A 13,340-nucleotide genomic window follows, 5' to 3' on the forward strand; every position below is an offset into this window, starting at 1 on the left:
GCTGGGGGTGCTAAAAGCCGCTCAGTGGCCGCGGGCCACCCACTCCTCGTAGTGGACGATCTCGTCGCCGATCGTGGTGCTGTCGCCGTGGCCGGTGTGCACCACCGTCTCGCCGGGCAGCTTGCCCAGGCGCTCGGAGATGGACTCCAGGATCGTCGGGAAATCCGAATACGAGCGGCCGGTCGCGCCCGGGCCGCCGGAGAACAAAGTGTCGCCGCTGAACACCACGCCCAGGTCGTGCGAATACCAGCACACCGATCCCGGGGAATGGCCCGGGGTGTGCAGCGCTCGCAACTCAGTCCCGCCCACGCTGATGGTTTCGCCGTCGGACACCGACCGAAAATCGCTGTCCGGGTGCGTCATTCGCCACAACACCTCGTCGGCCGGGTGCAGCAGCACCGGCGCGTCGAGCGTCTTGCCGAGCTCCGGCGCCACGGTCACATGGTCGTTGTGGCCGTGGGTGCACACCACCGCGACCACATGGCGGCCGCCCACCGCCTCGACGATCGGCGCCGCGTCGTGCGCGGCGTCGAACACCACCACGTTGGAGTTGTCGCCGATCAGCCAGATGTTGTTGTCGACTTCCCAACTGCCGCCGTCGAGTTCGAAGGTGCCGTGCGTCACCACCCGGTCGATGGACACCATCAGAGCACCACCACCGACCGCAACACCGAGCCACCATGCATCTTGTGAAACGCCTCCTCGACGTCGTCTAGCCCGATTCGCTCGGAGACAAACTTCTCCAGGGGCAGCCGGCCCTGCAGATAGAGGTCGATCAGGGTGGGGAAGTCCCGTTCCGGCAGGCAATCGCCATACCAGGACGACTTCAGCGAACCGCCGTGGCTGAAGAAATCGATCAGCGGCATCTCCAGCTTCATGTCGGGCGTCGGAACCCCCACCAGCACAACCGTTCCCGCGAGGTCGCGGGCGTAGAAGGCCTGCTTCCAGGTTTCGGGCCGGCCGACGGCGTCGATGGCCACGTTGACCCCGAACCCGTCGGTGAGGTCTCCGATGGCCTCGACGACGTCGGCCTGGCGGGCGTTGATGGTGTGGGTGGCGCCGAACTGGCGGGCCCAGTCCAGCTTGGTGTCGTCGGTGTCCACCGCGATGATGCGCCGGGCGCCCACCAGCGCGGCGCCGGCGATCGCGGCATCGCCGACGCCGCCGCAGCCGATCACCGCGACGGTGTCGTCACGGGTGACGGCGCCGGTGTTGATCGCCGCCCCGATGCCGGCCATCACCCCGCAGCCGAGCAGGCCCGCGACGGCCGGGTCGGCGGCGGGATCGACCTTGGTGCACTGGCCGGCGTGCACGAGCGTCTTATCGGCGAACGCCCCGATGCCCAGCGCGGGCGTCAGTTCCGTGCCGTCGGTGAGCGTCATCTTCTGCGCGGCGTTGAAGGTGTCGAAACACAGGTGCGGGCGGCCGCGCTTGCAGGCGCGGCACTGCCCGCAGACCGCCCGCCAGTTCAGGATCACGAAGTCGCCCGGTTCGACGGCGGTCACCCCGGGGCCGACCGCCTCGACCCGGCCGGCGGCCTCGTGGCCGAGCAGGAAGGGGTACTCGTCGTTGATGCCGCCCTCGCGGTAGGTCAGGTCGGTATGGCACACCCCGCAGGCGATGATGTCGACCAGGGCCTCACCGGGACCCGGGTCGGGGACGACGATGTCCACCAATTCGACGGGCTCGCCCTTCTTTCGCGAAATCACGCCGCGCACTGTCTGACTCATGGCCACCAACCTACGGTGTAGCGTCCCAGGGCGTGACGGCAGCAAGCGAGACCGGGCTCGAAACCACCGAGGAATTCAGCGAACGGATCATCGCGGCCATCGACGGCGCCAGCCTGACGCTGCTGCTGAGCATCGGGCATCAGACCGGCCTGTTCGAGACGATGGCCGGGCTCCCGCCGGCCACCAGCGCCCGGATCGCCGAGGCCGCCGGCCTCAACGAGCGCTACGTGCGCGAGTGGCTGGCCGGCATGACCACCGGGCGCGTCGTCGACTACGACCCCGGCGCCGCCACCTACTCCCTGCCCGCGCAGCGGGCCGCGGTGCTGACCCGCGCGGCCGGCCCGGACAACCTGGCCCTGGTGGCCCTTTTCGTCCCGCTGCTCGCCGAAGTCGAACAACAGATCGTCGGCTGCTTCCGCGCCGGCGGCGGGGTGCACTACAGCGAATTCCCGCGCTTCCACGCGCTGATGGCCGAGCAGAGCGCCGCGGTCTACGACAACGCGCTCGTCGACACGGTGCTGCCGTTGGTCGACGGGCTCGTCGACCGCCTGCGCGCGGGGGCCGACGTGGCGGACTTCGGCTGCGGTAGCGGCCACGCGATCAACGTGATGGCAGGGGCGTTCCCGGCCAGCCGCTTCACCGGCGTCGACTTCTCCGAACACGCCATCGCCGTCGGTGCCCGCGAGGCGGCCGAGCTGGGCCTGGCGAACGCGACCTTCGAGAGCCACGACCTGGCGCTGCTGGACAAGCGGGACGCCTACGACGTCATCACGGTGTTCGACGCCATCCACGATCAGGCCCAGCCGGCGCGGGTGCTGGAGAACATCCATCGCGCCCTGCGGCCCGGCGGTGTCCTGCTGATGGCCGACATCAAGGCGTCGAGCCGGCTCGAGGACAACGTCGGCATTCCGATGAGCACCTACCTGTACACCACGTCGCTGATGCACTGCATGACGGTGTCGCTGGCGCTGGACGGCGCTGGGCTCGGCACGGCATGGGGAACGCAGCTCGCCACCGCAATGCTGGCCGACGCCGGTTTCGGCGACGTGCGGGTGGCGGAGATCGAGTCCGATCCCATCAACAACTACTACATCGCCCGGAAGTGATGTCGGCCCTCGACGCGCTGGACGACTGGCCGGTCGAGGCCGCCGCCGCGGCGGTGATCGGGCCCGACGGCGTGCTGGCCGGCCACGGCGACACCGCGCGGGTGTTCGCGCTGGCGTCGGTGACCAAGCCGCTGGTGGCCCGGGCCGCGCACGTCGCGATCGAAGAGGGTGTCGTGGACCTGGACACCGCTGCGGGGCCGCCGGGCGCCACCATCCGGCACCTGCTGGCGCACGCGTCGGGCCTGGCCCTGGGCAACGATCACGTACTGGCCGCGCCCGGCGCGCGGCGCATCTACTCCAATTACGGCTTCGCCGTGCTGGCCCAGGCCGTCGAGCGCGAATCCGGCATCGAATTCGGCCGCTATCTGGCCGAGGCGGTGTTCCAGCCGCTGGGGATGGCGTCGACCCGGCTGGAGGGCGGCGCGGACGCGGCCGGGTTCGGCGCCACGTCCACGGTGGCTGACCTGGGTAAATTCGCCGTCGACCTGCTGCGGCCGGCGACGGTCTCGGCGCAACTGCACGCCGAGGCCACGACGGTGCAATTTCCCGGCCTGGACGGCGTGCTGCCCGGCTACGGCGTCCAACGACCCAACGACTGGGGGCTGGGTTTCGAGATCAGGGACGCGAAGACGCCGCACTGGACCGGCGCGCGCAACTCGCCGCGAACCTACGGTCATTTCGGCCAGGCGGGCGGCTTCATCTGGGCAGATCCGGACCGTGACCTGGCGCTGGTGGCCCTCACCAACCGCGATTTCGGGGACTGGGCGCTGGCGCCGTGGCCGGCCTTTTCCGACGCCGTGCTCGCCGAATACGGCTAAAGGAAAATGCACACTAGCGCAACATGGGCAACACAAGGCACAATAGACACGCACGACACACAAAATAGTTAGACATCCTGCTCGCCAGGTCCCGCCAGGTCGTTGGGGAAGACGTCCCTCGCGGAACCGAAGGAGCAGGAAATGCGTGCGTCGAATCAATTCGCCGACGTGACGACTGGCGTGGTGTACGTGCACGCCTCGCCGGCGGCGGTATGCCCGCATGTCGAGTGGGCGTTGTCGTCGACCCTTGGGGCGAAGGCGAACCTCACCTGGACGCCCCAGCCGGCCATGCCCGGGCAGCTGCGCGCGGTCACCAACTGGGTCGGGCCGGTGGGCACCGGCGCCAGGCTGGCGAACGCCCTGCGCTCCTGGTCCGTGCTGCGGTTCGAGGTCACCGAGGATCCCAGCCCCGGAGTCGACGGCCAGCGGTTCAGCCACACCCCGCAGCTCGGCCTGTGGAGCGGGGCGATGAGCGCCAACGGCGACGTCATGGTCGGCGAGATGCGGCTGCGGGCGCTGATGGCGCAGGGCGCCGACACCCTTGCCGCCGAGTTGGACACCGTGCTGGGCACGGCGTGGGACGACGCCCTCGAGGCGTACCGCGACGGCGGCGAGGTCGGCGAGGTGACCTGGCTGAGCCGGGGCGTCGGCTAGCTGGGTGTCAGGCGCGGCGCAGGATGCGCAGGGCGCCCGGAACCGCGGTGATCTCGGCGGGCAGCGCGCAGGCGAAGTCGCCGTCGGCGTAGACGTTGATGCCGGAGCATTCGACGTGGATTGTCTTGGCGCGCGCGGTGGTCACCTCGTCGAGGTCGACGTGCGTGCCCTTCATGACGGTGGGGAACAGGCGCACCAGCTTCGTACGCGACGCTGAATGCGCCATCGTGATGTCGAGCAGGCCGTCGGTGGGGTCGGCGTTGGGACAGATCAGCAGGCCCCCGCCGTAGCTGCGGGTGTTGCCGAAGGCCGCCAGCGTGATGTCGGCATCGATCTCCCGCGTCCCGTCGAGCACCAAGCGGAAAGGCAACAGGCGCAGCTGCGACAGCTCGGCGAGCATCGCGAGGTAGTACCGCAACCGCCCGTGCGGCCAGCGCATCCGGTTGGCCCGGTCGGTCACCAGCGAGTCGAATCCGGTGGCCGCCACGGTGCCGAACCACTTGGTGGCCCCGTCGCCGTCGCGAATCCACCCGAGGTCGATGGTTTCGGTGAAGCCGTCGACGATGATATCCGCGGCGTCCTCGGGATCCCTTGTGGGAATGCCGAATTCGCGGGCGTGGTCGTTGCCGGTGCCCGCCGGGATGATGCCCAACGGAACGTCGGTGCCGGCGAGCACCTGCAGCGCGTTGGAAACCACGCCGTCGCCGCCGGTGACCATCACCGCGTCGGCGCCCTTCTCCAGCGCCGCGCTCACCAGGTGCCGCGCGTCTTGCGCGTCGTCGCCGATGATCTCGACGACCTCGACGCCGCGTTGGTGCAGCCGGGCGATCGCGAGCTGGGCCGCCCGGATCGCCGCGCCGTGCCCCGACACGGGATTGGTCAGCGCGATCACCTTGGCGATCTCGGTCATGGAATCAGCTTGCCGGGGTTGAGGATTCTGGCCGGGTCCAGGGTCGCCTTGACCGCGCGCAGGATTTGCACGCCCAGCTCGCCCACCTCGTCGCGCATCCAGGGCCGGTGGTCGGCACCGACCGCGTGGTGGTGGGTGATGGTTCCGCCGGTGGCCATGATGGCGTCGCACGCGGCCTTCTTGGCGGCCAGCCATTGTTCGATCGGGTTGCCGCGTTGCCCGGCGACGACGGTGAAGTACAACGACGCGCCGGTGGGGTAGACGTGCGAGATGTGGCACATCACCAACGCGGGGGTGCCGGACTCGGCGAGCACATCGGTAAGCGCTTGCGTCACAGCGGCTTTGAGCGCCGGAACGTTCGACCAGTCGGTGGCGGTCTCGAGCGTTTCGCAGAGCGCGCCCGCCGACAGCAGCGAGTCGCGCAGGTACGGCGCGCCGAACCGGCCGTGCTCCCAGGCCCGCGCCGGTGCCTCGCCCAGCGATGTCGCGCCGTGGGCGGCCAGCAGGGCGGCGGTTTCGGCGTGCCGGCTTTCGACGTGTTCCTTGGTGCCCTCGAACACGGTGATGGCCAGGCAGCCGCCGGTGATCTGGCTTTCGCCGATCGCGTCCGTGGTGGCCAGGTTGACCCCGGTCTCGGCCTCATCGGAGAGCCGGATGACGGTGGGGCCGGTGCCGGTCTGGGTGACGGCGCGCAGGGCGGCGGCGCCGGTCTCGAAGTCGGGGAAGGACCACGCCTCGTAGCGGACGGTTTCGGGCGCCCGGTGCACCCGCAGCCGCACCTGGGTGATGACGCCGAAGGCGCCCTCCGAGCCGATCATCAGCTGACGCAGGTCGGGACCGGCGGCGGATTCCGGCGCGCGACCCAGGTCGATGGTGCCCGCCGGGGTGACGACGCGCAGCCCGCGCACCATGTCGTTGAATCGGCCGTAACCCGCCGAGTCCTGCCCGGACGAGCGGGTGGCGGCGAATCCGCCGATAGTCGCGTACTCGAAGCTCTGCGGGAAATGGCCGAGCGAAAAGCCCTGGGCGCCAAGCATGCGCTCCGCGTCGGGCCCGGTGACGCCGGCGCCGAACACGGCCAGGCCGGACACCTCGTCGAGGGAGATCAACCGGTCGAGGCGGCGCAGGTCGAGCGACACGACCGCGTGGAACGCCCCGCGGATGGGGTCCAAACCGCCGACCACGCTGGTGCCGCCGCCGAAGGGGACGACGGCGATGCGGTGTTCGGAGCAGTAGCCCAGGACCGCGGCGACGTCGTCGTCATCACCGGGCAGCAGGATAGCGTCGGGCGCGTCCTGCACGCCCGGGTCCTTGCGACGCAGCAGGTCGATCGTCGACTTCCCGCCCGCGTGCAGCAACCGGTCCCGGTCGTCGGTGCGGCAGTACGGCGCGCCGACGATGCCGGCCAGCGCCTCGCGATCCTCATGCGACAGCGCCGACGGGCGCAGGCGCACCTGGTCCGCTTCGAGTTCGGCCCCGGGCGCATCGTCGATGCCGACCGCCTGTTTCAGCAGGCTGCGGATGCCCTCGGAGAGCGGCTTGGCCGCGGCGGGATCCCCCCACGCGTTCCATTTCATCGGGGGGAGGAGACCCTCGGGTTGCGTCATGCGTTACAGTATTACATATGCTGTCAATCAGTAACGCACGCACCCGCGTGGACCCCGGCGAGCGCATCCTCGCGGCGGCGGCCAGCTGTGTGGTCGATTACGGCGTCGAGCGGGTGACGCTGGCCGAGATCGCGCGCCGCGCCGGCGTCAGCAGGCCCACGGTCTACCGGCGCTGGCCGGACACCCAGTCGATAGTCGCGGCGCTGTTGACCCGCCACATCACCGAGGTGATGCGCGACGCCCCGCTGCTCGGCGACGACCGGGAATCGCTTGTGCGACAGATCGTTACGGTGGCCAACCTGCTTCGCGAGGACCGGCTCGTGATGTCGGTGCTGCACTCGGAGCTGGCGCCGATCTACATCACCGAGCGGCTCGGGACCAGCCAGCACATGCTGATCGACGCCCTCGCCGACCGGTTGCGGGTGGCCCAGCGCAAGGGCAGCGTCCGCGCCGGCGACCCGGTTCAGCTGGCGACCATGGTGCTGCTGATCGCCCAGTCGACCATTCAGTCGGCGCAGATCGTCGAGCCGCTGTTGGACGCCGACACGCTGGCCCGCGAACTCGCCTACTCGCTGAACGGATACCTGTCGTGATCGCCGATCCCACCGCGCTGAACGCCGCCCGCCGGGCCGCCGACCTCACCGCGCTCGCCGACGGCGAGCCGCTGGACGTCGTGGTGATCGGCGGCGGCATCACCGGCGCCGGCATCGCCCTGGACGCCGCATCGCGGGGGCTGCGCGTGGCGCTGGTGGAAAAGCACGACCTGGCCTTCGGCACCAGCCGCTGGAGCTCCAAACTGGTCCACGGCGGCCTGCGCTACCTGGCGACCGGCAACGTGGGGATCGCCCGCCGCAGCGCCGTCGAGCGCGGAATCCTGATGAGCCGCAACGCCCCTCACCTCGTTCGTGCCATGCCGCAGCTGGTCCCGCTGCTGCCGTCCATGAGCCGGGGAAAGCGGGCGTTGGTGCGCGCCGGATTCCTGGCCGGCGACGCCCTGCGCATGCTCGCGGGCACGTCGTCGGCGACCCTGCCCCGCTCGCGCCGGATCGGTCCCGATCGCGTCGTGCGGATGGCGCCGACCGTTCGGCGAGACGGCCTGGACGGGGGACTGCTGGCCTACGACGGGCAGTTGATCGACGACGCCCGACTGGTCACCGCGGTCGCGCGCACCGCCGCGCAGCACGGCGCGCGGATCCTGACCTACGTGGCGGCCTCGCACGCCACCGGCACCTCGGTGCGGCTGACCGACCAGCGCACCGGGGAGGCGTTTGACGTTTCCGCCGGTGCGGTCATCAACGCCGCGGGGGTCTGGGCGGCCGAGATCGACGGCTTGCTGCGGCTGCGGCCCAGCCGCGGCACCCACCTCGTCTTCGATGCGGCCGCGTTCGGCAATCCCACTGCCGCGCTGACGATTCCGATACCCGGCGAGCTCAACCGGTTCGTGTTCGCCATGCCCGAGCAGTTGGGCCGGGTGTACCTGGGGCTGACGGACGAAGCCGCTCCCGGACCGATCCCGGACGTGCCCACGCCGTCGGCCGACGAGGTCACCTTCCTGCTGGACACCGTCAACACCGCCCTGGGCGTCGCGCTGGGCCCGTCCGACGTCATCGGCGCCTACGCGGGGCTGCGGCCGCTGATCGACACCGGCGAGGGCCGCACCGCCGACGTCTCGCGCGAGCACGCGGTGGTGGAGTCGGCGTCCGGGGTCATCAGCGTGATCGGCGGCAAGCTGACCGAATACCGCTACATGGCCCAGGACGTGCTGGACCGCGCGGTCAGCCTGCGGCGCCTGCGGGCCGCGAAGTGCCGAACCAACGACCTGGCGCTGATCGGGGCGTCCACCAACCCGGGGACGCCCGCCGCCGGCCCGGCCGTCGAGCTGCCGGCGTCGCTGGTGCAGCGGTACGGGGCGGAGGCGGCCAAGGTCATCGCGACCGCGACCTGCAAGCGCCCGACGGAGCCGATCGCCGAGGGCATCGACGTCACGCGGGCGGAATTCGAGTACGCCATCACCCACGAGGGCGCGCTCGACGCCTCCGACCTGCTGGACCGGCGGACCCGCATCGGGCTGGTGGAGTCCGAGCGGGAGCGCGCGCTGGCGGTCGCCGAGGAGTTCGTGGGGCAGTTCGGCTGAGGCTCCAGCATTTCGATAGTCAATGTTTAATGACATGGACTATCATTTTTTGAATGACAACCACACAGGTGCCCGTCCTCATCGTCGGCGCCGGTGCCGGCGGCCTCGCGACCTCTGCGCTGCTGGCCAAACACGGTGTTCGCTCGCTGGTGGTCGAAAAGCGGCGCGAGGTGTTCATCTACCCGAAAGCCCGCAATCTGAGCTTCCGCAGCCTGGAGATCCTGCGCGGCCTCGGATTGGCCGACGAGGTCCACGCGATCGCCCACGGCGTTTCCGACATGCTGAGCAGGCCGACGCTCAACAGCGCCGAACAGCGACAGGCGCTCGACGTCAACGCGATCTTCGCGCCGTTCAAGGATCTGAGCCCGGAGCCCGGCGGCCAGTACTGCCCGCAGAGCGCCTTCGAACCGATCCTGCTCACCTACATCCGCCGGCACGGTAGCGAGGCGCGCTACAACACGGAGTTGGGCTCGTTCGACCAGGACGAAAGCGGCGTCACCGCGGTCATCCGCGATCGCGAGTCGGGCGCGACCGAGACGGTACGCGCCGACTACCTCGTCGCCGCCGACGGCGTGCACAGCCCGATCCGCGACGCGCTGGGCGTGAGCACCTCCGGCTACGGGGCACTGCCGATCTATGTCGTGTTCGTCTACTTCCGTGCGCCGTGGCGTCAATTCGCCCGCGACCTCGATGCGGGCGACGGCATCCAAGTGAAAAACCCGGACGTGGAGGGCATCTTTCTGCCGGTGCGCGACGACTTCGGCATGTTCATCAACACCTACTTTCCCGCCCGCGGCGAAGCCGCCGAACAGTTCACCGCGCAGCGGTGCCGCGAGATGCTGACGAAAGCGATCGGCGAGCCGATCGACGTGGAGATCATCGACGTCGCGCCGTGGCAGCCGTACGAGCGGGTTGCCGACCAATTCCGCTGCGGCAGAGTGTTTCTCGTCGGCGATTCGGCCCACACCATGCCGCCGTTCAAGGCTGGCGGGGCCAACACCGCCATCCAGAGCGCGCACAACCTGGCCTGGAAGCTGGCCGCGGTCTTGAACGGGAGCGCCGACCCGGTCTTGTTGGGCACCTACCATGCCGAGCGGCACCCGGTCGGGCGGTTCAACGCGCGCCAGTCGCTAACCGGGCCGTCGCTGGCTTTCCTGCGGTTGGACGATAACCGGCCGCTATTGCCACCAGACGAAGAGGCGCCGATGTTTGCGCTGCTGATCGGCTACCAATACCATTCGGCCGCAGTGATTTCCGACGATCCGGGTCCGCCGGATCCCGACGCCGTGTCACTGGTCGAAGAATTGCGCGGCCAGCCCGGCACCCGCGTCCCGCACGTGTGGGTGCGCGACGGCGTTTCGACGCTCGACCTCTTGGGGCCGGGGTTCACCGTGCTCACCGGCGACGAACGCTGGTGTGCCGCCGCGGCTTCGATGTCGGTGGCCGCGCACCGCATCGAGAGCGACGAGTGGACCGCGATCACCGGGCTTGCGCCCGACGGCGCCCTGCTGGTGCGCCCCGACGATTTCGTCGGGTGGCGTGCCGACGCCATGCCCGCGGACCCGGAAGGCGCGCTGCGCCAAGCGGTTACGGAGATCCTCGGCCGCTAGCCCTTACGCCGCGAGCAGAAGGGGACCTACAGCGGGATGTTCTTGTGGCGGCCGCGGCGTGCCGGCGCCTGGGCCAGCGCCTCGGTGAGCTTGCTGCGGGTGTGCGAGGGGTCGATCTTCTCGTCCACCACGCCGATCTCGATGGCGCTGTCCACGCCACCGGCGATCTTCTCGTGCTCGGCGGCCAGCTGGTCGTGCAGCGCTTCGCGCTCGTGATCCGCCGCGGCGGCCAGCTTCTTCTTGTGCAGGATGCCGACGGCGGCCTTGGCGCCCATCACCGCGACCTCGGCGTCCGGCCAGGCGTACACCTTGGTCGCGTTGAGCGACCGCGAGTTCATCGCAATGTAGGCCCCGCCGTAGGTCTTTCGGGTGACCAGCGTGACGCGCGGGACCGTGCACTCGCCGAAGGCGTGCAGCAGCTTGGCGCCGCGGCGCACCACGCCGCCCCACTCCTGGTCAACCCCGGGCAGGTAGCCCGGCACGTCGACGACCACGATCAGCGGGATGCCGAACGCGTCGCACAGCCGCACGAAACGCGCGGCCTTCTCGGCGCTTTCGGAGTTCAGGCAGCCGCCCAGTCGCAACGGGTTGTTCGCCAGGACGCCCACCGTGCGGCCGGACAGCCGGCCCAGGCCGATCACCATCGACGGCGCCCAGTTGGCCTGGAACTCGTCGAACGGGGTCTCGTCGTCCAGGATCGCGGTCACGATCGGACGCACGTCGTAGGCCCGCCGGGACGACTCGGGCAGCAGCGCGTGGATATCGGTGTCACCGGCCTCGGCCTTGGTGCGGTCGAAATGCCCCTGCTGGCAGAACAATCCGACCAGCCGGCGGCCCCGCTCGTAGGCGTCGAGCTCGTCGTCGGCGACGATGTGGCACACGCCGGACTTCTTGTGGTGGGTCTCCGGGCCGCCGAGCGACGCCATGTCGACGTCCTCGCCGGTGACGCTGCGCACCACGTCGGGCCCGGTGACGAACACCCGGCTCTCCGGCGCCATCACGATCACGTCGGTCAGCGCCGGCCCGTAGGCGGCGCCGCCGGCCGCGAAGCCGACGACCACCGAGATCTGCGGGACGTACCCGGACGCGCGGATCATCGCCTCGAAGACGGTGCCGACGGCGTGCAACGCCTTCACACCCTCGGCCAGGCGCGCGCCGCCGGAATGCCAGATGCCCACGATCGGGCTCTGCTCCTCGATGGCGGTGTCGTAGGCGTTCACGATGTGCGCACAGCCCTCGACGCCCATGGCGCCGCCCATCACGGTTCCGTCGGTGCAGAACGCGATGGTGCGCACGCCGTTGACGGTGCCCGACGCAGAAAGCACGCCCGAGCGGTCACGCTCGTGCAGCAGCTCGACGCTGCCCTCGTCGAAGAAGTTGCTCAGACGCAGCAACGGGTCCCTGGGGTCGAGCGACTCGCCGACCGACGCGGGGGCCATGATTGTCATCGCAGGTCTCCTGTTCTCCGGTGTGCTCTCTGCTGGGGCGGCGATGGTCAGTACCGCCCGAAGGCGATCGCGACGTTGTGCCCGCCGAATCCGAACGAGTTGTTGATCGCGTAGTCGTACTTACCCGGCCGCGGCTTACCCGCCACCACGTCCAGGTCGATCTCCGGGTCGAGGTTTTCCAGGTTCAGCGTCGGCGGAACGACCTGATCCCGCAGGGCGAGCACGGTCAGGATCGACTCGACCGCACCCACGGCGCCGACCGAGTGGCCCAGCGCCGCCTTGGGCGCGTAGACGGCCGCGTTGCCGCCATGGGGACCCAACGCGTTGTTGATCGCCTTGCCCTCGGCGACGTCACCCACCGAGGTACCGGTGGCGTGGGCGTTCACATGGTGGATGTCGCCAGGCGTGAGGCCGGCGAGCTGAATCGCCCGGCTCATCGCGTGCCCGGCCCGCAGGCCGTTGGGATCCGGCGCCACCATGTGGTAGCCGTCCGAGGTGATGCTGGCGCCCATGATCCGGGCCAGGATGTTGGCCCCGCGAGCCTTGGCGTGCTCCTCGGTCTCGATCACCATGAGCGCGCCCGCCTCGCCGAACACGAAGCCGGTGCGGTCCCGGTCGAACGGGCGGCAGGCGCCCACCGGGTCGTCGTTCTTCGTCGACATCACGATGCGCATCTGGGCGAACGCCGCGATCGGCACCGCCTCGATCTTGGTCTCGACACCACCGCAGATGGCGATGTCGGCCTCGCCGAACACGATGTTGCGCCAGGCCTGGGCGACACCCTCGGAGCCCGACGCGCACGCCGACACGGGGGTGATCACGCCGGCCTTGGCGTGCCGTTCCAGCCCCACCGCCGCCGCGGCGCCGTTGGGCATGTACTTCTGCACACCGAGCGGAGAGACGGCCCGCATGCCGCGCGAGCGCATGTCGTCGTAGCTGAAAACCATCTCCTCCGACGAACCCAAGCCGGTGCCGATGGACACCAGCAAGCGGTCGGCGTCGACCTCGGGGGAGCCGGCGTTCTCCCAGACCCGCCGGCTCAAGATGGTCGACATGCGCTGCAGGTAACCCGTCCGGCGCAGCTCGACGCGGGTCATCTGGCTGTCGAATTCCTCCAACAGGTGCCCACCGATCTTCACCGGCAGGTCGAACTCCTCGACGAACGGGTCCTCGAGCTTGCGGATACCACTTTGGCTGTCCAGCAACAACTTCCAGGTGTTCTCGGCGTCAGTTGCCAGTGCGGTCGTCATGGCAACGCCAGTGACGACCACGTTCGGGAGCGTTTTCCCGGTAACCAGCTCTGTCATGGGTCTTGCAAACGTT

At 69.8% G+C, this 13,340-nt stretch carries 12 protein-coding genes; 6 read left to right on the forward strand and 6 right to left on the reverse strand.

All coding sequences use genetic code 11. The features are described from left to right. Positions 1-21: 21 nt before the first annotated feature. Positions 22-645, reverse strand: coding sequence for an MBL fold metallo-hydrolase (locus A5680_RS13020; RefSeq protein WP_067819923.1), 624 nt, complete (start codon positions 643-645; stop codon positions 22-24). Continuing rightward, positions 645-1,730 (reverse strand): S-(hydroxymethyl)mycothiol dehydrogenase, encoded by a 1,086-nt coding sequence (locus A5680_RS13025; protein ID WP_055405153.1) that lies wholly within the window; start codon positions 1,728-1,730, stop codon positions 645-647. Before A5680_RS13025 ends, A5680_RS13020 begins: the two co-directional genes overlap by 1 nt. A gap of 32 nt (positions 1,731-1,762) precedes the next feature. On the opposite strand from A5680_RS13025, the gene A5680_RS13030 reads away from it, so the two are divergent. The 3 genes from A5680_RS13030 (at position 1,763) to A5680_RS13040 (ending at position 4,308) form a co-directional block, all read left to right on the forward strand. Beyond that, positions 1,763-2,836, forward strand: coding sequence for a class I SAM-dependent methyltransferase (locus A5680_RS13030; RefSeq protein ID WP_067819927.1), 1,074 nt, complete (start codon positions 1,763-1,765; stop codon positions 2,834-2,836). After that, positions 2,836-3,654, forward strand: coding sequence for a serine hydrolase (locus A5680_RS13035; RefSeq protein ID WP_067819930.1), 819 nt, complete (start codon positions 2,836-2,838; stop codon positions 3,652-3,654). The genes A5680_RS13030 and A5680_RS13035 overlap by 1 nt, the downstream gene beginning before the upstream one ends. Positions 3,655-3,795: 141 nt before the next feature. Beyond that, entirely contained in the window at positions 3,796-4,308 is a 513-nt protein-coding gene (locus tag A5680_RS13040) for a DUF3145 domain-containing protein (protein ID WP_055405156.1), read from the forward strand. A gap of 7 nt (positions 4,309-4,315) precedes the next feature. On the opposite strand, the gene A5680_RS13045 is transcribed toward A5680_RS13040, so the two are convergent. Together A5680_RS13045 and A5680_RS13050 are read right to left on the reverse strand one after the other, a co-directional pair. Next, entirely contained in the window at positions 4,316-5,218 is a 903-nt protein-coding gene (locus A5680_RS13045) for a diacylglycerol kinase (protein ID WP_067819933.1), read from the reverse strand. Further along, positions 5,215-6,795 carry an FAD-binding oxidoreductase gene (locus tag A5680_RS13050; RefSeq protein ID WP_369827660.1) on the reverse strand — a complete coding sequence of 527 codons (1,581 nt, stop codon included), beginning with the start codon at positions 6,793-6,795 and terminating at the stop codon, positions 5,215-5,217. The genes A5680_RS13045 and A5680_RS13050 overlap by 4 nt, the downstream gene beginning before the upstream one ends. 47 nt (positions 6,796-6,842) lie before the next feature. On the opposite strand from A5680_RS13050, the gene A5680_RS13055 reads away from it, so the two are divergent. Genes A5680_RS13055 through A5680_RS13065 form a run of 3 tightly spaced genes read left to right on the forward strand, consistent with a single transcriptional unit; the run spans position 6,843 to position 10,569 of the window. Further along, positions 6,843-7,418: a TetR/AcrR family transcriptional regulator gene (locus A5680_RS13055; protein WP_067819939.1), complete on the forward strand. Its 576-nt coding sequence runs from the start codon at positions 6,843-6,845 to the stop codon at positions 7,416-7,418. Beyond that, positions 7,415-8,959, forward strand: a complete 1,545-nt coding sequence (locus A5680_RS13060) for a glycerol-3-phosphate dehydrogenase/oxidase (RefSeq protein ID WP_067819941.1) — start codon at positions 7,415-7,417, stop codon at positions 8,957-8,959. The genes A5680_RS13055 and A5680_RS13060 overlap by 4 nt, the downstream gene beginning before the upstream one ends. A 53-nt stretch (positions 8,960-9,012) precedes the next feature. Then, entirely contained in the window at positions 9,013-10,569 is a 1,557-nt protein-coding gene (locus A5680_RS13065; RefSeq protein ID WP_067819944.1) for an FAD-dependent monooxygenase, read from the forward strand. Between the two features lie 26 nt (positions 10,570-10,595). Here the strand turns inward: A5680_RS13065 and A5680_RS13070 are convergent, their stop codons facing one another. After that, positions 10,596-12,017: an acyl-CoA carboxylase subunit beta gene (locus A5680_RS13070; RefSeq protein ID WP_055405270.1), complete on the reverse strand. Its 1,422-nt coding sequence runs from the start codon at positions 12,015-12,017 to the stop codon at positions 10,596-10,598. A 47-nt stretch (positions 12,018-12,064) separates the two neighbouring features. Beyond that, positions 12,065-13,324, reverse strand: a complete 1,260-nt coding sequence (kasB, locus tag A5680_RS13075) for a 3-oxoacyl-ACP synthase KasB (protein WP_067819946.1) — start codon at positions 13,322-13,324, stop codon at positions 12,065-12,067. Between the last annotated feature and the right edge of the window lie 16 nt (positions 13,325-13,340).

Origin of the sequence: Mycobacterium sp. E2989, assembly GCF_001667595.1 — a bacterium.
Taxonomy (GTDB): Bacteria; Actinomycetota; Actinomycetes; order Mycobacteriales; family Mycobacteriaceae; genus Mycobacterium.